Genomic DNA, 21,200 nt, shown 5'->3' with positions numbered 1-21,200 from the left:
CTTCAGCTGAACCGCCTCCGAGATGCGCAAGCCGGCAGCATAGCAAGTCGGCCGTGAACAATGAGAGGGATCAGGCTTCGAGCTCTTTCGGCTGACTTTGTAGGGCTGCGATGAGAAGCCACAAAAATCCCTTCAGCCACCTGAGCAGGAGGGAGAAGCTGTATCCGACGGCGGCCAGAATGGCGTTGAGGGCGTCGCCCTGCTGGCCGGCGAGGTAGTTGCGGCCCATGCGGTGTTCGTTCTTGATGTGGCCGATGACGGGCTCGACCGCCGACCGCCGTCGCATCTGGCGCTTGATGGCTGGGGTGACGCGGCGTTTCTGGCCCGCGGTGAAGACCCTGAGCTTGTGGCTCTGGGGTGCGTTGTGGCCGCGATAGCCGGCGTCGGCGAGGATGCGGCCGATCTCGTTGCCGATGGTCTTTTCCATGTCGGGGATGACGCTTGCCAGCGTGTGGCCGTCATAGGGATTGCCGGGCAGCGCTTTTGCATGCAGGGCGAACTGGCCGCCCTTGGAGCGCTTCAGCGTGGTGGCCACCGACACCTTCACCCCGAACTCGTAGGGCGCATGCGCCTTGCCCTTGCCGATGCATTCCACCTCGTGCGCGTGCAGGCTGTAGATCTTGCGGCCGCGCTGGCGCTGGCGTTGCTCGAGAACGGTGGCGGCCTGGTAGAGCGGCCATTTGAACAGCGCGTCCAGCCCCTGATCGCCGGCGATCTGGCGACCAATGTCGCGAATGGTCCGGCCGAGATAGGTCTTGAGCTTGCGTAGCGCCTTGTTGGCCCGCTTGAACTGCTTGGCGTGGGCATAGCGCTGGTGGCTGATCAGCGCCAGCTTGCCGACCCGCACATAGCTCTGGCGCAAATGGAGACCCGTCCTCTTGGCCAGCCGCACCAGCCGTTCGCGCGCCCGGTGGATGAGCTTGGCGTCGGTTGGGAACATGACGTTCTTCGGCTGCACGGTGGTGTCGACGATCAGTGCGCGTGTCGGCCGGCTTCATCGCCCCGGTCTTGACCGCAAGGCTGAGGCTTTCCTGCAACAGCACCACGATCCGCTCCTCGCCCATACGGCTGCGCCAGCGCATCATCGACGAGCGGTCGAACGGCAGCGTATGGCAGAAAACGTCTCGCCGGTGAGATACTGGAAGTAGGGGTTCTCCACCCAGCGCTCGCACAGCACCTCGTCCGACAGGTTGAAGGTGTGTTGAGGATCGCCAGCCCGCCATCAACCGGGTCGGCAGCGGCGGCATGCCGGGACCATCCGAATAGACGCGCCGAAACGCTCCTCCAGCACCGGCCAGTCGATCGCCTGCGCCAGCCGCACCAGCTCGTGCTGCATGTTGATGATCTGGTCGAGCCGGGAGCGGAACAGGTCCTGCTCTCCCGTCTCACGCTTCTCGCGTGGCCTGGACATTCGCCGTCCCCTCGATTCGCTGCCGCCGAACCGAGTGAATCACGCTCCGCAGCACAAGGGAATCGAAAACCGAATTGCAGGAAAACAGCGTCCAAATACCGCTAACCTGCAATTCAAAAGACGCTATCCGCTTCCCAGGCCAGATCAATGGCTTGCGGATAGTTCACGGTCGACTAGCAAGTGGGTTCTTCAGGGACGACTACTAGGGCGTGTCCTCAGTTGAGGAGGAAAGTTATGGCGACGAGTTGGACGACGGCAAGGAAATTGCGCGCGGTCTTGTCATAACGCGTGGCGATGGCGCGGAAGTGTTTGAGCTTGTTTAAGAACCGCTCGACGAGATTGCGCTCGCGGTAGATTGCGAAATCGGTCTGGCGCGGGATGAGGCGGTTGGCCTTGGGTGGGATGACCGGGGTGATTCGGCGATCCTTGAGAGTCTGGATGAGGGTGTCGGCGTCGTAGGCCTTGTCCGCAAGAAGGGCTTGCGGGTCGACTTGATCGAGCAGCGGCCCAGCTTGGCCAAGATCGGAGGCTTGGCCGGGGGTCAAAGAGAAGCCGACGGGGTTGCCCAAGGCGTCGACCATGGCGTGGATCTTGGTGGTCAGTCCGCCTCGGGAGCGTCCGATGGCTTGGTTTTCGCTCGCTTTTTTTGGGCGCCGGCGCTGTGTTGGTGAGCCCGCACGATGGTTGCGTCCAGCGACATGTACTCGTTGTCGTGATCACTGGCCAAAGTCTTGAAGATCCGGTCAAAAACGCCACTCTTGGCCCACCGGTCGAAGCGTTGCCAGACAATCTTCCAGTCCCCGAAACGTGGTGGCAGGTCGCGCCAGGGAATACCCGCCCGGTAGCGGTAGAGCACCGCTTCGACAAACAGCCGGTTGTCCTGCGCCGTTCCGCCCACATGGCCCTCACGGCCGGGCAGGAAATCCTTGACCCGATCCCACTGGTCGTCACGAAGTCCGTATCGCCGCATCGGTCGGTTCCCCAAATCAAACCGACCACCTATGAAGCACTCAAACACTGATTTGGGAATCCCCTAACTGAAGACACGCTCTAGTTCGTCTTCGGGCTCCATCATGTCGCCGACATCCAAGTGAAATTTTTTGGTCTGCGCCCACCCTCCGCGGCGAAGGCCCTCAAGTTGTTCCTGTTTCGCCGCGGGTCGAAAACGGTGTGATCGACCAATCGATCAAGCTGACGGCACGCTCAAGTATCTCCTCCGTCCGCGCAAGGCTAGGTGAAGCGGCTATGACATAGCCAATCCAGTCTCGGGAATCGCCTTTCCTGAGAATCGGCGTCTTGGGTTCAACGCGGAAATTTACCTCGGCGACACCGGATAGTGCGACCGCCCGACTCTCGCCAACGATCGAATCAATTATGCCATCGCGGTCTGGAACAAGTAGCCGCGCGGCTGCAGTGTGGGATTGCCTTTTTTGCAAATCCCATGCCTCGCCGATCGCCAGCTTGATGTGCTCGGTGACAAGATCGATGCCGTAAGCCAGCCGAATCAGTTGGGGAGTTGGTGTGCAAGGAAGACGTGGATTGACTTCGATGACGACTGGACCACGCATCGTCCACCGGAACTCAATGCCTGTTGGCCCCCAGCCAAGGCCGAGAGCTCGCAAACAGTTCAGCGAAACTTCGGCGATGCACTTACGCTGGTCATAGGCCAGCGCGGCCGGGAAGGCGCACTCTCGAAATACGAAGTATGGAAGATCGCCCAAGTCAGCGGTCCCGATCCCAATGATGTCATTCCCCATTATCTCCGCACTAAAATACGGGCCTTGTGCGAATTCTTCGACCAGTATCCTCGGCGAAGACTGCCATTTATGCTTCCCGCCCAACAGATAGGTCGAATGTTCGAATAACTCATCGACGGTGCGGCACAAGCGGACTCCGCAGCTAAAACTCCCTTCGGCCGGCTTAAGAATCACTGGTAGGCCAATCTCTGTGGCAGAGCGTTCTATGTCCGTCGCGTTCGCTGCTAAACGATAAGCAGGTATTGGGACGCCCGCCTCCGCGAGGAGTTGACGTTGAACTAATTTGTCGCAGCACCGTTCAACGGATTCGGGGTCGGGTCCGGGTAAATCGAAATGCCGGCAGAGCTTTCCAACTGTCGCATAGAATGAGTCACCGGTGCTTGTAATCCCAGCAATGTCATAGTTCGCACGGAGCTGAAGACATTCGTGGATCAGCGCGTCGAGGTTGTCTGTATCGACACGAATGACGATGCTTTGCGGCGTCAGACGGTTGTACCGAGCTGGATCAGCCGAAAGGATAATTGGGTGAAGACCAAGACGCAGAGCCGCTTGGACGTAGAGCGGACCAACGTCCCATGGATAGATTTCGATCAATATGAGCGCTCTTCTTGTCATGGCTGCTGCCCTCATGTCGCTTGCTATTCGGCCGTCTGAGCATACATCAGTTTGCATAGGCATTGTTTTTCGGACTGACCTCCTATCATTGTCGTGAACGTACCATTTTCAGCGATTTGCGGTCGTAAAGATTGTGCAAACTTACTTGAAAGATCTGTGGCAATGTCCGCGCGCGAATTGGCGAGTGGTGGTCAGGCAGTGAGACTGACGAATTGGCCGGGGTAGGATCAGCCTAAGGCCGTAAAATCGTTAAGACTACGTTCTGATTCGAAGCTTCTTTTGGAAGCTTGAAAGCGTGGATACGACCTTTGGCTGCTGGCGCGCTTTCGACGGAGAGATTGTCAGGATCGGAAGTTCCTGGTCTCCCACGGTTCCGTAACGCCCACCAACGCGAAATTTCCACGGGTTCCGCGCATTCCGTCTTTTGTCGAACAGCTCTCGATTGTATTCGAGTTTTCTAGAGCTAATTATAAAGTCGCCTTACAGAATTCACATACTTTTTTAACATATTTTCGCTTGTCGTCAGGACGAGTTTGGTCCCTATTCTGACGTCAAATATGGGTAAGAGAAACATAACCTTTCGAAGCAAATTAATGCTTTCGGAAGTCTAATGTAGCGACTTTAAGAGCGGGCTGTTTCCGTAGCGCCGAACGCGTAGGATTCATTGGTACGGGCAGCATGGGGCGACCAATGATCGCAAGGTTCGCGGCAATTGCGCCGCCGATGAGAACTGTACCGCACCTAATTTGCCCCTATACGGAGGAATTGACATGAATACCCTCGATCAGCGGACCGCACTGGAGCAAGCCGCACGCAAACGCATCAAGGATTCCCATGCGCTCGACGGCGACGTCGATCGCTTGGCACGCTTTTATCGTGAATGGGCAAGTTCCTACGAGTTGGATGTCGGCCGGGATGAATACTGCGGGCCGGCGATTGTTGCGGAACTGGCGGGCACGGTGCAGACAGCCTATTTGGCCAATAAGCGAGCAGCCATCGCAATCCTGGACGCCGGCTGCGGAACGGGCCTCGTCGGCGTGGAACTGGAACGCCTCGGCTTCCGGTTGATCGACGGGATCGACCTCTCCGAGGAGATGGCCGAACAGGCCCGGAAAACCCGCGCATACCGGCATGTCCGAGGCGATGTCGACCTTAACGGGCCGCTCTCCGGCTACTCCACCGCGAGCTATGACATTACGGTCTGCTGCGGCGTCTTCACGCTCGGGCACATCCGACCGGACGCACTGCGCGAACTGGCTCGCGTGACGCGCCCCAACGGATTCATCATCGCAAGCACCCGCAAGAGCTATGCGGAGACCACATCCTTTGGGGATGAAGTGCGGCGTCTACAGGATACGGGCGTGCTTGTGACGGCCCAATGTCTCAACGACGGAAAATACATCGCGGAGGAGGGCGCGCATTACTGGGTTTTCCAGGTGACCGATAAAGCCAACGCACCAATGAAGGAGCAACAATGATCACGCTACCGCAAATCTCACTGGCGAAACTGTCATCCGATGCAACGCGACACGAAGAGCGCGATCGCCTTCGCCTGGCCTGCGAGGTGTACGGGTTCTTCTACCTTGAGCACGGAATCCCGAAAGAACAGATCTCCGAAGCGATCAAGGCTTGCCGGCGGTTCTTCGCGTTGCCACAGTCGGCAAAGGAACGCTTCGGTCACTCCGCACAAAACGTGTACCCTGCTACCGCTCGTGGGTACAGTCCATTGCACGGGGAGGTGCTACATCCCGACGCCGGCCCCGATCCGAAGGAAATCTTCGACCTCGGAATCGAGAATGAAGGTGACCGGCGTCCGTTTGCTGGTCGCACACGCCTTCCGGATGACGCGTTAGCTCCTGGTTTCGCTCGAAGCCTGCTTGCTCTGCAGGCTACCGTGGTCAACGAGGTTGTGCCGCAGCTCGGGACCGCGCTGGCCGACCTGCTCGATATGGAAGAGGGCTGGTTCCCACGCCATTTCAGCCCGCCGACGGTCCTCCAACGCGTGATCCGATATCCATCTACTGGCGGCACAGCTGGAAAGCATACCGACAACGGGTTCTTCACGCTGCTGCTGCAGGAGGAACTCCCCACGCGCTCCTTGCAGGTGTGGTTCGGCGGGCGTTGGATGCCGGCGCCGAGCCTCCCCGACAGTCTCGTGGTCAATCTGGGCGACATGCTTCAGGCCCTAAGCGACGACCGCTTCAGGAGCACACCGCATCGGGTCGTACACAGTGGTCCGGCCGAACGAATTTCCCTTCCTTTCTTTATCTATCCTGACATCGACGCTCGCCTAACTTCCCGGCAAGGAAAGCACACCTTCAGCGTCGCGGAAGTGATGCTACGCAACTTCGAGTCAATCTGGGAAACCAGGAATGGCGCCGGACGCGCGCGAGAGTTGCAGTAAGCCGTTCGGTTTTCTCGATGACGCATATCAGGAGATCCTAGGGCGAGCGATTTCCGCAACGAGGCGGGAACGCGGACTAGGACGGTTTCAATAACAATCGCCGGAGGCAGCACTCTGGATCGGCAAAATGGATTCTGACGCAATTAGGTTCATGCTGAATTGTACCGCCTCGACAACACCGACCGGGTTGGCCATGCGAAACGTCACAAAAGAAGTGGCCCTGCAGCTAGCATGATTGGACCGAATCTGGCGAAAGAATTTGTCCGTCGCGAGGGGCCGACGCTGTCGGCGCGGTTGTTTTCCGTCCCCAACTGCGGGCGACCGGCGTTCTTAACGAACCAGTCGAACTAGTCATCGCTAGGGTAACCTGCACCCGCGGCCACTATTGGGGCGCGACACCGGCAAGTTCGCCCACTCGGCCCGCCTGAATCCAGCGCCTTATGGACCGCCAAAGGGAGGATTCTTAGAAAGAAATCACCGTCACGCAAAACGGTAAAGCATCACTACGAACTTTAACATGAGGGACCATTGCGCGCCAGCCAGCGGTGCGATCCGGATCCGGTTAGCAGACACATATGCAATTATTCGAGAGCATCGCAAACGAAGGAGCGGCGACAGCAATGAGAATTACACGACTAGTAGTTTGGCAAGTGCCATTGACCAGCTATGTTCCTTATCACATGGCAGATAAAAAAACCTGCGATACTGTCACCTCAATATTGCTCCGCGTAGATACGTCGGAAGGTATCTCTGGCTGGGGTGAGGTTTGTCCGATTCCCCACTATCTACCTGCCTATGCTGAAGGCGTGCGCCCCGCGCTGGAATATCTTGCGCCTGTCATCATCGGAGCTGATCCGATCGGCCCGGAAGCGTTAATGAGCCGGGTTGACAGTTGGCTACAGGGGCATGCCTACGCAAAATCCGCCCTTGACCTGGCTCTTTGGGACATCACAGGCAAAGTCGCGAAGCTACCTCTTTATGCGCTTCTCGGTGGACGCCAGATGGCTCGCATACCGCTCTACCACTCGATCACCTGTATCGCGCCCGATGAAATGGCCGTCATCGCTAGAGAGGCACAGGCAGACGGTATGACGCAGTTTCAGGTCAAGTTAGGTGCCGATATCAACTGGGAAGCCGACGTCGCTCGGCTACGTCTTGTACGAGAGGCTGTTGGCATGGGTCCCCTCGTCTATGGCGACTGGAACTGCGCGGCTTCTCGCTTGGATGCGACACGCGTTGGCAAGGCTGTCGCAGCATACGACATCATGCTGGAGCAACCCTGTGCAACTCTTGAGGAGTGTGCCGCTGTTCGCGCGGCAACCGGGCTGCCGATGAAGATCGATGAAAACGCGCACGATACGGCTTCGCTGCTTCGGGCTTATGATCTTGGCTGTATGGATGCCGTAGCCCTAAAGCTCTCCAAATCGGGAGGGCTTAGTGCCGTTCGGCGACTTCGCGATCTGTGTCTGCACCTCGGCCCCCAGATGTGCATCGAGGACACTTGGGGATCGGATGTTACCACGGGCGCAATCCTCCACTTGGCGGCGTCGACCCCGTCAAGCCGGATCATGAATACGTGCGATCTATCGGGCTACGTTACTCCGCGGCTCGATACACACACCCCAAATCGCAACAGTGGCCATATCGCGCCGCCGGAAGCCCCAGGCATCGGCGTAAATCCAGATGCTGAAAGGCTTGGCCAGCCGGCTGCCATTATAAGTTAGAGCAGCGTTAAAGTTAGAGTAGCGTTTGAAGCGACATGAGGTTGCAGCCGTGCTCGACAAGCTGGAGGACAGGCTCGGTCGCAGGACGCCTTTACCATCTGACGGCAGACCGTTTTCCTGACCCGGGCTCTTGATACCGAGATGAGATTGCAGGCGCTCACCTACGACTGAAGCAAGGACGGCATGATTATAGCCGTGCCGTCCTTTCCGCGTCGAGATGGTTCACATGATGCGCAAACGGCAGGCGAGGTTCGCCTACAATCCACTCGTTGCATTCCAGCTTTTTGTAACAAAAAAGCAAATCGAGTTAACAGAAAATTCGCAGCCGCCAATCCGAACACGAGGTATGTTCCGCCTGGGATCTGATAAGGCATGTTTGAAAAAATTGATGCCAATGCTTGGAGCCCCGCCGGAGCACAGAACGCAGCAGAAATCTTTTCTATAGCGCCTGCCTCAACCGGATTGGAATTGGAAGGAGACTGACCTCTCTAGCTGCAGCCCCACGGCTCCAGCGACAACTCACGGACCGGGGCTATTTCGCATCAGTGACCTCGTGTTCTCCTCCCTGCTCAGCGGCGGCTCGGCGTATTGTCTGACACTGGAACCGACACCCCCGAGCCAGACCGCTACACAAAGTGCCACACTAAAACGGTGCGTACGGAATGACAGCGGATTGGATAGCAGCGTGGCCGAAGACTGCAAAGGTAGTTTCAACGATGAACATCGGTGTTTTGAAGGAAATCAAAGAAGACGAGCGACGTGTCGCACTCCAGCCGATCCAGGCGCAAGCTCTTTCGCGCCTCGGTCACCACATTTATGTTGAAATCGGTGCCGGGGAAGGGGCCGGATTCTCGGACGCGGATTATCAGGTCTGCGGAGGGAAGCTTGCGATGAAAGATGAGGTCCTCGCCCGGGCGCGGCTCCTCCTCAAGGTTAAGGAACCGCTGCGCTCAGAATATTCTGACTATGCTCCGCATCACATCTTATTCACGTATCTGCATTTTGATGAGAACAACGTTGATCCTCGGGACGTCTCTGAACTCATCAGTAGAGGCTTTCTGGGAATCGCTTACGAGTGGGTGGGAAAAGCTAGCCGGTATCCATTGCTTGAGCCGATGAGCCAACTGACTGGCTATCTCTTCGCTCAGCGGGCGTTGGAGTTGTGCTCCAAGGAAAAAGGAGTGTTCTGCCCGCGAAATGAGAGCGGTCTTCCCGGAGGGCGGGCTCTGATCATCGGATGCGGCAATATCGGTCTGTCCGCATTCAAATACTTGTCGGACCTAGGGATTGCCTTGACCGTAGTTGTCACTCGAGGGCGTGAGGATTTCAATTGCAAAGCCAACGCGCGCTTCGAAACCGAAGGCGTCGACTACATCGGCGCAACCGACACCAACCTGATCGTCATGAATAACAAAGATCCTTCACGCACTCAGGACACGATTGCGGCGGCACTGTCGGAGATGGACATCGTCCTCAACTGTGCGGTGCGTCGCTCCGATCTTCCGAAGCGAAAAATGGAGTACCTGATCGACCGCAGCATGGTTGGAGCCATGCAGAGAGGCAGCATACTGTGCGACTGTACAGCCTGTGATCGCGAATTGATCGAAACCTGTACTTCTTCTGCATCGCTCTACCACTCGTATCGCGAAGAAAATGTCGTGCATTACAACTGCGATCACATTCCATCAATGGTGGCCAACACCGCTACGCGGCTGCTCACAGCGCGAACTTTCCCTTACATCCGTTACATCGCCAGTCTCAAATCCGTGCAGACCATTACTGACGATGAAAGCCTGTGTGACGGAGTCTGTTGCTATGGTGGCCACCTGACCCATGCTCTGTCGGCAGAAAAAAAAGGCTTGCCATATCGGCCGCTGAGCGACGTTATTAAAACGATTTCACTTCCCATGTAGGCGCTGAGAATAGTCCAAATTGACGGGGGTAAAGTGCGCAACAGTTTACATGGTTCTGTCGCAAATCGTGCTTTTGGTCACAAGGGGACGCTTTCGCGCCGATGATCATGCTGCAAGGATTTCGAACTGCTCGGCGATTGAGGGGCGTGAATAGGCGAACCGCGCCTGCCGTTTGCGCATCATGTGAACCATCTCGACGCGGAAAGGACGGCATCGGCACCGGCCATCGACTTGAAGCCGAGCATTGACCCAGCGCGGCGCTGATGTGCCGATGGTCTGCTCGGTCTCGATTGTTGAGGTACTTGCTGTTGCGGAGCGGATCGGCTTCAGCGCTCGTCGCTATCGATTTCGCAGACGGTAGTTCGGCGTCGCAGGAAATGATCGCCTCATGATTGGTCGGGCTACCGTCGATGAAGATGCGATCCGGTCTGCCGTGGCGCTCCAGGGCTTTCTGGAAGAAGCGGCACGATAGAGATACATCCGTTGGCCGCGTATCTTGATGCATGTCTCGTCCAAGTGCCACTGAGGGCGCGCTTGCGCCCGATGAAGCGCTCCAGAAGCTGGGGCGAGAAGTGAACGACCAGCGGTGCACGGTCGAATGGTCGACGTTCAGGCCGCGTTCGGCCATCATCTCCTTCAGATCGCGCAGGCTCGGTCGAAATACGGCCTTTGAACATAGCAAGCGAGCTCCCCGAAAAAAGAGAGGCCTTCGTGCCAGATATGGGTTGCCATTCCGTTTTGCGACAGAACCCTCAGCTGTGGTTGCCATCAACAATTGAAGTCTTTGGACGCGACCGCACTCTCAATTTCAGCTTGTTTGTCACATTACTCCAGCAACCGTTACCGAAGTAAACGCTTAGTCGAAGGCAGTCAGACATCATGCAGCGCGAAGATCACCAGCTGCCTATTTCAGCAACGCTCGCTCCATTTCGGAACCCGGTGTTTCGCACGATCTGGACGGCCACACAAATATCCAGCCTGGGTTGGCTCGTGCAAACGGTTGCCGTCAGCTGGCTGATGGCAACTACTTCGGCTTCCGATCTGATGGTTGCGATTGTTCAGGCTGCCTCGACATTGCCGGTGTTCTTCCTCTCGATCCTTGCCGGAGCCATCGCCGACAATTTCAGCCGCCGGTGGGTGATGTTTGCGGGCCACTGCCTCATAGCATCGGCATCGACGACGCTGATGATTTCTGTCGGGCTGGGGTTTGTCAGCCCCTGGTTCATACTCGGACTGAGTTTCCTGGCCGGCTGCGGCTTTGCGCTAACCGATCCGGCTTGGCATGCTTCCGTCGGCGATATCCTCGATAAGCGCGACATTCCCGCCGCGGTGACGCTTGTGTCGGTCGGGTACAACATCGTGCGCAGCATCGCACCGGCTTTGGGCGGCGTGATCATGGCCTTCTTCGGACCTCTGGCCGCTTTCGCCTTGGCTGCGCTCAGTGATCTAATCCCTCTAAGCGCAATATGGCGCACCAAATGGCAAGTCCGCTCCTCTCCTCTCCCTCGCGAGATGATGACGACGGCAATTCATGACGGCGTGCGCTTCACGGCGATGTCCTTGGAGATCAGGGCGGCGATCGCCCGAGCAGCTCTTTTCGGGGTGACCAGTATAGCGATCTTTGCGCTGCTCCCTCTCGTCGTCCGGGATCAGTTGAAGTGCGGCCCAATCGCCTATGGCGTCCTACTAGCCAGTTTCGGCATGGGTGCTTTCATCGCTGGCATGAGCAACAGCTACCTAAGGCGTATCACGTCTCAAAACAGGCTGGTGGCGTTCGCGTCCGTCGCTTGTGCAGCATGTTGCCTTTGCCTTGCAGTTACTTCTTCGATTGCCGCGGCGGCCATTTCGTTAGCGCTCGGTGGGGCGGGTTGGCTAGTCACTTGGACGGGCATTGACTTGTCGGTGCAGCTGGCAAGCCCTAGGTGGGTTGTTGGCCGCACGCTCTCGATCTACCACGCCTTGAGCGCCGGCGGTATGGCAGCCGGCAGCTGGATCTGGGGTTCTGTCACGCAGAATTACTCGTTGACATGGGCTTTGGAGGGCGCCGCACTAGCCCTGTTGCTGGTGGCAGTTGCGGGAATAGTGTTGCCGGTGGGACCCCGGGAAGAAACGGATCAAGAGAGTTCCGGCTTCCATCCGCCGGAACTGGCACTCGATCTGAAACCGAGAAGTGGCCCTATCGTTGCCAAAACCGAGTATTCCATACCTGAGGAGAACATCGACGCCTTTCTGGGCTACATGCGGACCCGGCGTCATGTTCAGAGCCGTGCCGGTGCTCGAAACTGGACGCTTCAGCGAAACCTTCAAACGCCCTCGCTTTGGACGGAGACATTCCGCACGCCGACATGGATGGATTTTCTCCGCCTAAATCATCGGCTCACGTCGGCGGACAAGGAAGTCGGCGATCATCTTCTGGCCCTGCATGATGGAGATGTGCCTCCGCAGACAGTTCTTTCCATTCAGCGAACGACAGACGCAACGTACGCATCCGCTGAAGACCGCAGACGTGCGTATCCGGCGGCCATGAGGACCTGAGCACCGGAGTGCTGGGGTCAAGCTTTCGATGGGGAGACGCGATGATATTCTTCGAGGAGGAGTTTGAGCTCCTCGATGCCTTCATCGGTGAAGGCCAAGATCCCGTTGTCATCATTGGCGCCGTACACCCAGATGACGCCGTCCTCGGGCTCGGCAGCGAGGGGCAGTTCGTGGATGAGCGCTTCGCTGACGCCGAGTTCCCAGGCGATACGTTCGACGGTGTAGACGTGATGCACGTTATTGCGCTGCATGATCAGGCCGCAGCTGGTTGGGTCGCAGTTTTGCGGATCTCCAATTCCACGGCAACAAATCATCGATCCGATGTGCCGGATAGGCGGGCAGTCGGGCGAGGACGTCGGCGAGCCAGGCCTGCGGGGATATCGTTCATCTTGGCGCTGACGATCAGGCTGTAGAGAACGGCAGCGCGCTGTCCGCCGCGATCGGAACCGCAGAACAGCCAGGACTTTCTTCCGAGATTCTTCAAATGGCGGAAAACAGCGATTCCTGGTTGTCGTAGTCGATGCGACGCGGAGTATTGCGCGCCAAATCGGCCTTGATCCGTTCGTCTTCGAGGTCGCTGGCGCGGATCTGGTAGGGCGCGCCGCGCATGACCTGCTCGGCCGGCAAGAGGCCATCCCTGATGAACGGCGGATTTTCACGTGCGACACGCCGAGCTTCCCGGCCGCATCCGACATGGTGGGCCATTCGCTATTTTGTCGGAGGATCGGTAGCCGCTGATCTTGTGCACCGTGCGCAAGCGACCGGACGCGGCCGGCGGTCCAGGTCTTTCCCTGGCCCGTCTGCATGCCCATGCGGTTGAGGGTGCGGCAATATCGGCGTCGGACCATCGCGTTGCCATGGTTCGCATGATCGCCAGGGCTTCTTCGGGCGTATGCTGCCCATGCTCGCCGGATTTGGGCTTGCGCACACGCACCTGCGAGTGCTGGGCTCCATGCCAGTAGATGGTCAGGATCACATCGCGGGCTTCGTCATCGACGTCCGCCACGACGTCCTTGATGAGCGCGCGCAGGAGTTGCCGACGGCATCGCGAGGCATGTCGATGTCGATCAATCGCGCCGCGCCGCCTTTGTCCTTGGGCAGGATCAGCGCCCGGTCGACTAGATAGATCGCTTCTTCCAGGTCATGGGTGACCATCACCATGGTGACGTTCTCCTCTCTCCAGATGCGCGCCAGTTCCTCCTGCATGCGATCTTGGTCATGGCGTCCAGCGCCCCCCCAGCGGCTCGTCGAGCACAAGGATTTCGGGCTGGACGGTGAGTGCCCGGGCAATGCCGACGCGATGCGCTATGCCGCCGGAAAGCTGCCTCGGAAAAGCATCGGCGAATTCGGCAAGGCTGGATTCGGGCAATCGGCGACGGGGCGTTCTACACCTGGCGATCGCTCACGTCGATCCGTGCGAAGATCGCCATCGCCCGATCGGCATCAAGCTCGCCGCCGGCCATCTGCTTGCGCCATGCATAGAGCTGTGACGGAGCTACGCCGAATGCTTCCGCGACCTCGGTCACCGATGACCCCGCCGCATCCGCCATGTCGACCAACGAGCGCTTCTCGGTGCAACTCCACAGCCTTCGTTGCCGCGCGCGCCCGGGCACCGCTGCAAGATCTTCGGCCGCCGCGGCGCCGCTTAACTCGGCGACGATATCGCCCCTTGCCTGCCGTTTGCGCATCATGTGAACCATCTCGAGACGCGGAAAGGACGGCATAGGCACCGGCCATCGACTTGAAGCCGAGCGTTGACCCAGCGCGGCGCTGATGTGCCGATGGTCTGCTCGGTCTCGATTGTTGAGGTACTTGCTGTTGCGGAGCGGATCGGCTTCAGCGCTCGTCGCGATCGATTCCGCAGACGGTAGTTCGGCGTCGCAGGAAATGATCGCCTCATGATTGGTCGGGCTACCGTCGATGAAGATGCGATCCGGTCTGCCGTGGCGCTCCAGGGCTTTCTGGAAGAAGCGGCACGGTAGAGATACATCCGTTCGCCGCGTATCTTGATGCATGTCTCGTCCATGTGCCACTTGCCGGTGAGGGCGCGCTTGCGCCCGTTGAAGCGCTCCAGAAGCTGGGGCGAGAAGTGAACGACCAGCGGTGCACGGTCGAATGGTCGACGTTCAGGCCGCGTTCGGCCATCATCTCCTCCAGATCGCGCAGGCTCGGTCGAAATGACGGCCTTTGAAAGATCTTTTGCTCGGCAGTGTCGCTTCATCTTTTCGGCGCGACGCACAGAAGCGCCGGAAATGTCGTAGAACAAATTGCAACTTTGATCGTTCCCTCCTTGAGGCCTCCTCCGTATTGCGTCGTTAGAGTTCTGCTTCTGCAAGATGAAGCAGCCCGTTTCTGCGCGAGCACCTTCCCGATTTTATGTCTTCCCTTCAAACGCCCGTTAGCGGTCTCACACGCGTCCCATCGGTAAACCGAGAAAAACGAAAGTCCGTGGGATCAACGACGGGGGGAGTGCCTCTGACGAGATCAGCAGCCAAGCGCCCCGCGCCCGGAGCTATGCCGAAACCATGGCCAGAAAATCCTGTCGCGACTATGAGACCCGGGACAGCATCAACCTGTGAGATGACTGGGATTGCGTCAGGGGTCACATCAATCAACCCCGCCCATTGCTGAACAACCGTGGCTGAAGCAAAGACCGGAAACGCCTTCTTCAATCGCTCGAACGTTCTACGCAGACTTGCTTTATCTGGCGCTGGATCGAGGACGCGGGTCCTCTCATATGGCGAAATTCGGTCGGGCGGTGTATGGTGCGATTCCGAACATTCCTTTATGAATCGATCATCGACGCGCAACCTCAAGTTCTTAAAATCCGATCGCAAGGCTGGCCAGAAGTTGGCGAAGAATCTAAAACTGTCGGGGACAATCGAGACGACGCTGGCGTGTCCATTGGCAATAGTGTAGCCGCCGTCAATGCGTTTGCGCAACGCAAACTCGGTGCTCCAGAGCGCCGCTTCAGGGCCGCCCTCGACCGGAGATGTGCGCATCACACTTCCTAAGACTTTCAACTGAGGCAACGTTATATCGAGATCCTTGAGAAAGCGACGAGACCACGCACCCGCCGCTACTACGACAGTTGAGCAACAAATTCGGCCATGTTCGGTGATGACGGCAGACACACTGCCGGCGCTCAACTCCAATCCACGCACAGCACAATTAGTGAGCACCGAAGCTCCACTGCGGCGGGCAGCTAATGCGATCGCGGTCGTAGCCAGGTGCGGTTCGGCCCGCCCATCGGTTGCGCAAAAAAGCCCGGCTTTCCAGCGTTTGTCCGCTCCGGGTGTAAGTCGCTGAAGCTCTGAGCCAGAAACCATACGAGCGTCGATTTGATGCTGACGCGCCTCATAGAGCCATGCCTCATTTTGGGCAATGTTCTCATCGCTATCGGACGCGAATAGAATACCGGCTCGGCGGAATCCCGACTCAGACTCCAGATCTTCATTCATGCGTTCCCAGAGACGCAGACTTTCGATCATCAGAGGGAATTCTCGAGGGTCACGCTGACCCTGCCTTACCCAGCCCCAGTTGCGACTGGACTGCTCCCCTGCAATATTCCCTTTCTCGCATAACGCCACCTTAACGCCACGCTTCGCCAGAAAGAGCGCCGCACTCGCGCCAACAATCCCGCCACCGACAACAACTACGTCAACTTTCGACGGCAGCCGGTTTTCGCTTGGAAGCGGTTCGACAAACAGGCCCATCTCAATTACTCTCCCATCCTCGGTACCAACGCCTCCATGAATTTGACCAGCTCACAACATCGAAGCCTAATCGCCGAATCTTGCTCGACTGAGCCAAGTTGCCGGCGTACAGATACAGCCCCACCGATGTTCGTTTTTTGTGCATTGGGGCAAATCCGCCCAGTTTTGAACACACTCTCGGATTTCCTACGTCCGCCGCTGAATCCCGCGAAGGTTATTCCGTTGGGCGTCGAACGTGAAACCTCCGCCCTTCAGTGCGAGATGCCGAGCAGCTCACAACTCTGCAGCAAGATCAGCCATCATTGCCGTGAGCTGGTCAGCGAAGTTGCAGTCCCAGGCGCTCCAGTTCTCGAGCACGCTTAAGTAGACAACGGCAGTTCCGGTATCTGGATTCGCAACCATGTACTGACCGCCCCAACCGCCGTGGCCGAGCCAGGTGCCGTCGGTTACCATTTGGCGACTATAGCGAAGTGACTTCTGTCCGTAAGAAGGCCCAGGATTGTGACGGGTGTCTTCAATGAAGTCGGCATTGCCTACGCGGCGACCGTCAACACCCTCGCCTTTGCGGGCGAAGAGCAGACCATGGCGCGCCAGATCGCGAGCAGAGAGACAAGCACCGCCGTCGAGCAGCGGCACGCCCTCGCGATCGCACGTAATGTGCAAGCATCCCTCAAGACCGGCTGCCTCGACGTTTTCGATCAACCACTCCCGCAGCGGCCGGCCGCTAGCACGCTCAATTACCCAGCCGATGATCTCACTGTTGGTCGACTTGTAGAGCGACTGTCCGGTGCGGTTCACAACATCGTCGCTGGTGATCCCACAGAGGAAGGAGCGGATTGTACCCTCCTTCTCGCCCTCCGGCGGCAGTCGCCAGCCCATGGCGCGTTCCATGGACCACCACTTCGTATTGGGATCGCTGAGGTCCTCGGTAAAGTCATTGACGACATTCATATCGGCTGTTGCCCTGACAGTCGCCTCCGCGTAGCCCGTGCCGATCTCTGGCAAGTAAGTGCCAATCCGCTCGTCGAGATCCACCAAGCCATCGGCGACTGCGCGGCCGAGCATAAGGTTCAGCGTGGTCTTCGTCACTGACTGAATGCTTTGCGTCCTATCGGGACCAAAGTCGGGGGCATAGGCCTCATATAGGACGTGGTTGCCCTTGACCACGACGAAGGCGGAGAAATGCTGCATCGCGAGGAAACGCGCGACCTCGGGCCGAGCCCCGATCGCCCAATCAAGCTGCTTTAACAATGGAAAGACCGATGGTGCGCGGAAGGAAAGACTGTAGCGGGCGAGCCTGTGGAGGTTGTGCCAGCCATGGCGGCGGTGGTCGGGCGAGGCCCAACGTGGCTTGTTGTCGCTACCAGTAAAGAGGTCGGGATTTGGGATTGAGGCAAGCAACATTCAGTCGGCCTTTCAGTTGGTGTAAGTTCACGGGATCCTTGGAAGTGTACGAGTCACTTCGTCAGCGTTCTGGTTGCTATCTTCAGATCACCGATGGCAGAGACAAATGGGCGCGCTAGCGGGAGCGCGTTTTGCCTATAGAGAGCTTGGGACGTTCCGAGGTCGGGAGGATGTCCCCCGCAATCGGAAAATGACATCTGAAGCTGTGCTTCTTATCCTCTTGGCCCGCTGAAGGTTCGGGGAAGACGCGGCTGCAGATATCCTGCGCGTAACGACAACGGGTGTGGAACTCGCAGCCGGATGGCCGCCTCATGAGGCTCGGCACCTCACCTTTGAGCTCGATCCTGTTGAGCACCGCATCTGGGTCAGGCTCAGGATTGGCCGCAAGCAGCGCCTCGGTGTAGGGATGTCGCGGTTGATCGAAAATACGCTCGGTCGCGCCGACCTCAATAAAGCGGCCGAGATACATGATCGCCATGCGATCGGTCATGTGGCGTACGACATTGAGATTGTGAGTGATGATCAGGATCGCCATGCCAAGTTCGGTTTGAAGCCTCGCGAGAAGATTGAGCACCTCGCCCTGCACCGAAACATCGAGGCCTGCGGTCGGCTCGTCGGCAATAAGCAAGTCCGGACTTAGCGCAAGAGCACGCGCGATACCAACGCGCCTGGCCTGACCACCGGAGAGCTGATGGGGGTAGCGACGAGCAAATTCCGCCGACAAGCCGACCATTCGAAGCAGTCGCTCCGCTTCCCCTTCGACATCGCGATCCTTTAGCCCATGGATGCGAAAGGGCTCTGTGAGAAGCGATCGCACTGTCAGCCTCGGCGAGAGTGAGCCGATAGGATCCTGGAACATCATCGCCATGCGCCGCAAATAGGGCTTGCGTTCAGCCCCGCTGAGCTCCTCAATTTCCTGCCCATCGAAGCTGATGCTGCCGCTCACAGCCCGCTGCAGGCCGATGATCGTGCGCGCGATAGTGGATTTGCCCGAGCCGCTTTCACCGACAAGGGCCAGCGTCTCGCCCTTGCGGATTTCAAAGGACACACCACATAGCGCGTCAATGAAAGGGGCTCTCGTCCCGGTTGCAAGCGCCTTAAGCGGACCCATAGTGCGGAAACGTACCCGCAGGTCCTCAACCCGGAGCAGCGCGCTCATACCGAAACCAACAGTTCTTTGTCGAGGAGATGGCATCGGGCGACTTGGTCTACGCCGATGCGGTACTCGACCGGGTTCTCTTGCCCACAGCGATCGAACGCTTGCCGGCAACGTGTCCGAAAGATACACCCTACCTTGGTGCCTAGGAGACTGGGCACCTCGCCCGGAATGGTCGGCAAAGTGCGCGTGCTTTTTTTGATCCGCCCGGGATCGCACTCCAGCAGCGCGCGTGTGTAGGGGTGAGCAGGATTATGGAAGATGTCCCGGACAGCTCCCTGCTCAACCACTTCCCCAGCATACATCACGGCGACCCGGTCGCACAGCTCAGCAACCGCACCGAGATGATGGGAAACGAACAGCACAGAGCAACCGATCTCTTTTTGCAAATCCTTGAGCAAATGAATGATCTGCACTTCCAGTGTTGCATCGAGCGCAGTGGTTGGCTCGTCGGCGACGAGGAGCGTCGGTTTCACAAGAAGCGCCATGGCAATGCAAACGCGCTGACGCATGCCACCTGAGAAGTGATGCGGATAGGCGCCGATACGGCTTTGCGGATCGGGAATTCCGACCCGTTGAAGCATGTCGATGGCACGGGCGCGTTTCTCGCCCCAGCTTCCTTGCTCGTGGTGCTGGACATCGATCATCTGGCTCTCGATGGTCCGCACGGGATTGAGTGCGGTCATCGGGTCTTGGAAGATCATCGAAAGATGATCGCCAAGCAGTCCCCGACGCGCCTGAGTTGGCATTTTGAGCAGGTCTTTATATTCGAACAGAATGCTGCCGGATGTCACATCTGCATTCTCTGGAAGTAGGCCCATCACTGTGTAGGCGAGTGTCGATTTTCCAGATCCGCTTTCTCCGACGATGCCAACCACCTGTCCGGCTGGCACATCGAGCGACACATTGCGCAGGGCATGGACGCGCCCCCGCGGCGTGCCGAAATCGAGATTTAGGTCACGGATCTCAAGAAGCGCGCGGCTTGACGAGAGCTGCGTTTTCGGATCTTTGCGTCTCATAGGTCTTTCCGCAATTTCGGATCGAATATGTCGCGCAGCGCTTCGCCCAGGAACGTGAAGCCGAGCGTTGCGAGGATGATCGGGATGCCGCTAGCTATCACCGGCCAAGGGGTCTGGTTAATGTAGCTATAGCCGTCGTTGAGGATAGCTCCCCAATCGGGCGTCGGTGGCCGCACGCCCATGCCGAGAAAGCTGAGACCCGCCTCTACGGCGATGACGGCCGGCACGTCCATACTCACCAGAATGAGAAGCGGGCCGAGGACATTGGGGAGTACGTGCACGGCGAGAATGCGCGTTGTTCCGGCCCCCATGCTGCGCTCTGCCGCAATATATTCACTGCTACGCAGCGCTTCCGTCTGGGTGCGCACCACACGCGCGTAAATGGGCATGGACGTTATCGCGATGACGAGAATAATACTCGCTAAGCTTGGTCCCAGAAGGGCGATCATGGCCAGCGCGAAAATAATACTCGGAAACGACCGGATCGTATCGAAGACAAGCAGTAGCAAATTGTCGAGCCAGCGGGGACCGAAGCCCGCGATCAAACCAAGGACTAGACCGACTGCCAGTGAACTGCCGAGAGAGGCGAAGGCAACGAGGAGCGGGATGCGGCCGCCCATGACGACGCGGGAGAATGTATCACGGCCCAGTTGGTCCGTGCCCAGCAGAAAATCGAGTGAAGGGCCAGCAAGACGCGGCCCGACCATGATTCTGATCGGATCATGCGTGATCATCAGCGGAGCGAAGATCGCGGTTGCTGCTATGAATATGACAAGAACTGCTCCGAGCATGCCCAGAAGGTTTTGTCGAAACTGCCGCAAGAAGGTGCGAGAGCTTTCGGCAGCCATTGCATCGTTGGTTTCGGGAAGAATGCTTTCAACGATCGCCATGTCAGAGCTTTTCCCGGGTTCGCGGATCGAGGAACGCGTTGATTACATCCGAGAGCGTCGTAGCCGAAACGATAAGGAAGGTGCTGACCAGCACGACGCCCATCACAATCGGGTAGTTGCGCGTATGGACCGCGTTGACAATCAAAGCCCCGATGCCAGGTCTCGCGAAAACCACCTCGATGAAGACAGCCGACGAAAGAAGCCACGCTATCCCTACCCCGAGTATGGTCACGGTCGGCAGGATCGCGAGAGGCAGCGCGTAGCGCGCGACGATGCGCCATTCCGAGATTCCGAAAGAGCGAGCCATGCGCACATGGTTTTCCCCGAGAACCTCAAGCATGGATGCGCGTACCAGCCGGGAAATGTAGCCGACCCAGCCAATCCCTATTGCGAAGCCCGGAAGGACGAGATGGATAGGTCCATCCCAGAAGCCATTGCCGGCCCCGATCGCTGGCAACCAGCGCAGCGTCACCGCAAAAATCAGCAGCGCGTAAACCGCCACGACGAAGGAAGGAATGGCGATTGTGGCGACCGTCACGACGCCGGCCACCTGGTCGACCAGGGAGTTGCGCCGCATGGCCGAGTAGCAACCGAGCGGCACGGCTATCGCAACCGCACAGGAGATGGAGACCAGGATCAGTTGGATCGTATAAGGC

The 21,200-nt window shown here is 58.2% G+C and carries 15 protein-coding genes and 6 pseudogenes; 5 read left to right on the top strand and 16 right to left on the bottom strand.

Annotated elements, in window-relative coordinates; translation table 11 throughout:
• Positions 1-70 precede the first annotated feature (70 nt).
• From EN914_RS01375 to EN914_RS01365, 3 genes and pseudogenes are all read right to left on the bottom strand, one after another.
• Positions 71-1,411: pseudogene (locus EN914_RS01375) on the bottom strand (IS5 family transposase).
• Positions 1,412-1,626: 215 nt separating this feature from the next.
• Positions 1,627-2,381: pseudogene (locus EN914_RS01370) on the bottom strand (IS5 family transposase).
• 163 nt (positions 2,382-2,544) lie between these two features.
• Positions 2,545-3,783 (bottom strand): acetyl-CoA carboxylase biotin carboxylase subunit family protein, encoded by a 1,239-nt coding sequence (locus EN914_RS01365; RefSeq protein WP_024505827.1) that lies wholly within the window; start codon positions 3,781-3,783, stop codon positions 2,545-2,547.
• 770 nt (positions 3,784-4,553) lie between these two features.
• Here EN914_RS01365 and EN914_RS01360 point away from each other — a divergent pair.
• From EN914_RS01360 to EN914_RS01345, 4 genes are all read left to right on the top strand, one after another.
• The gene (locus EN914_RS01360) at positions 4,554-5,261 is read left to right on the top strand and encodes a class I SAM-dependent methyltransferase (protein ID WP_024505660.1); all 708 of its coding nucleotides are present in this window, start codon (positions 4,554-4,556) and stop codon (positions 5,259-5,261) included.
• Positions 5,258-6,187 carry a 2-oxoglutarate and iron-dependent oxygenase domain-containing protein gene (locus tag EN914_RS01355; RefSeq protein ID WP_024505661.1) on the top strand — a complete coding sequence of 310 codons (930 nt, stop codon included), beginning with the start codon at positions 5,258-5,260 and terminating at the stop codon, positions 6,185-6,187. The genes EN914_RS01360 and EN914_RS01355 overlap by 4 nt, the downstream gene beginning before the upstream one ends.
• A gap of 575 nt (positions 6,188-6,762) precedes the next feature.
• Positions 6,763-7,911, top strand: coding sequence for a mandelate racemase/muconate lactonizing enzyme family protein (locus EN914_RS01350; protein WP_338101330.1), 1,149 nt, complete (start codon positions 6,763-6,765; stop codon positions 7,909-7,911).
• Positions 7,912-8,627: 716 nt separating this feature from the next.
• On the top strand, positions 8,628-9,824 hold the full coding sequence (locus EN914_RS01345) for a hypothetical protein (RefSeq protein ID WP_024505891.1): 1,197 nt from the start codon (positions 8,628-8,630) through the stop codon (positions 9,822-9,824).
• A gap of 105 nt (positions 9,825-9,929) precedes the next feature.
• On the opposite strand, the pseudogene EN914_RS39010 reads toward EN914_RS01345, so the two are convergent.
• Positions 9,930-10,542, bottom strand: a pseudogene (locus tag EN914_RS39010) (transposase).
• Between the two features lie 161 nt (positions 10,543-10,703).
• Between EN914_RS39010 and EN914_RS01335 the strand changes: the two are divergent.
• Complete coding sequence (locus tag EN914_RS01335) at positions 10,704-12,359, top strand: MFS transporter (RefSeq protein WP_024505898.1); 1,656 nt, start codon at positions 10,704-10,706, stop codon at positions 12,357-12,359.
• 17 nt (positions 12,360-12,376) lie between these two features.
• Here the strand turns inward: EN914_RS01335 and EN914_RS01330 are convergent, their stop codons facing one another.
• The 12 genes and pseudogenes from EN914_RS01330 to EN914_RS01285 all read right to left on the bottom strand — a co-directional run.
• Positions 12,377-12,610 carry a hypothetical protein gene (locus EN914_RS01330; RefSeq protein WP_024505897.1) on the bottom strand — a complete coding sequence of 78 codons (234 nt, stop codon included), beginning with the start codon at positions 12,608-12,610 and terminating at the stop codon, positions 12,377-12,379.
• Positions 12,597-12,834, bottom strand: a pseudogene (locus EN914_RS01325) (transposase domain-containing protein); the annotation flags it as partial. The gene EN914_RS01330 and the pseudogene EN914_RS01325, both read right to left, overlap by 14 nt.
• Positions 12,835-12,839: 5 nt before the next feature.
• The gene (locus tag EN914_RS38245) at positions 12,840-12,986 is read right to left on the bottom strand and encodes a hypothetical protein (protein WP_155925016.1); all 147 of its coding nucleotides are present in this window, start codon (positions 12,984-12,986) and stop codon (positions 12,840-12,842) included.
• Between the two features lie 420 nt (positions 12,987-13,406).
• Positions 13,407-13,713: pseudogene (locus tag EN914_RS39820) on the bottom strand (ATP-binding cassette domain-containing protein); the annotation flags it as partial.
• A gap of 31 nt (positions 13,714-13,744) precedes the next feature.
• A complete protein-coding gene (locus EN914_RS38995; protein ID WP_245265442.1) occupies positions 13,745-13,909 on the bottom strand; it encodes a transposase in 165 nt (54 codons plus the stop codon).
• Positions 13,910-14,026: 117 nt separating this feature from the next.
• Positions 14,027-14,555 (bottom strand): annotated as a pseudogene (locus EN914_RS38990) (transposase); the annotation flags it as partial.
• Between the two features lie 191 nt (positions 14,556-14,746).
• Positions 14,747-16,075 carry an FAD-binding oxidoreductase gene (locus EN914_RS01310; RefSeq protein ID WP_024505678.1) on the bottom strand — a complete coding sequence of 443 codons (1,329 nt, stop codon included), beginning with the start codon at positions 16,073-16,075 and terminating at the stop codon, positions 14,747-14,749.
• 273 nt (positions 16,076-16,348) lie between these two features.
• Entirely contained in the window at positions 16,349-17,479 is a 1,131-nt protein-coding gene (locus tag EN914_RS01305) for a serine hydrolase (protein ID WP_024505677.1), read from the bottom strand.
• Between the two features lie 115 nt (positions 17,480-17,594).
• Positions 17,595-18,638 (bottom strand): ABC transporter ATP-binding protein, encoded by a 1,044-nt coding sequence (locus EN914_RS01300; protein ID WP_024505676.1) that lies wholly within the window; start codon positions 18,636-18,638, stop codon positions 17,595-17,597.
• A complete protein-coding gene (locus EN914_RS01295; RefSeq protein ID WP_024505675.1) occupies positions 18,635-19,654 on the bottom strand; it encodes an ABC transporter ATP-binding protein in 1,020 nt (339 codons plus the stop codon). The genes EN914_RS01300 and EN914_RS01295 overlap by 4 nt, the downstream gene beginning before the upstream one ends.
• Positions 19,651-20,544 (bottom strand): ABC transporter permease, encoded by an 894-nt coding sequence (locus EN914_RS01290; protein ID WP_024505674.1) that lies wholly within the window; start codon positions 20,542-20,544, stop codon positions 19,651-19,653. Before EN914_RS01290 ends, EN914_RS01295 begins: the two co-directional genes overlap by 4 nt.
• A gap of 1 nt (position 20,545) precedes the next feature.
• The coding region (locus EN914_RS01285; RefSeq protein ID WP_164778639.1) for an ABC transporter permease at positions 20,546-21,200 on the bottom strand (655 nt) is incomplete at its 5' end.

Origin of the sequence: Mesorhizobium sp. M7A.F.Ca.CA.001.08.2.1, assembly GCF_003998455.1 — a bacterium.
Taxonomy (GTDB): domain Bacteria; phylum Pseudomonadota; class Alphaproteobacteria; order Rhizobiales; family Rhizobiaceae; genus Mesorhizobium; species Mesorhizobium ciceri.
Note: the sequence above shows the minus strand (reverse complement) of the source record. Positions and strands in the feature narration are given on the sequence as shown.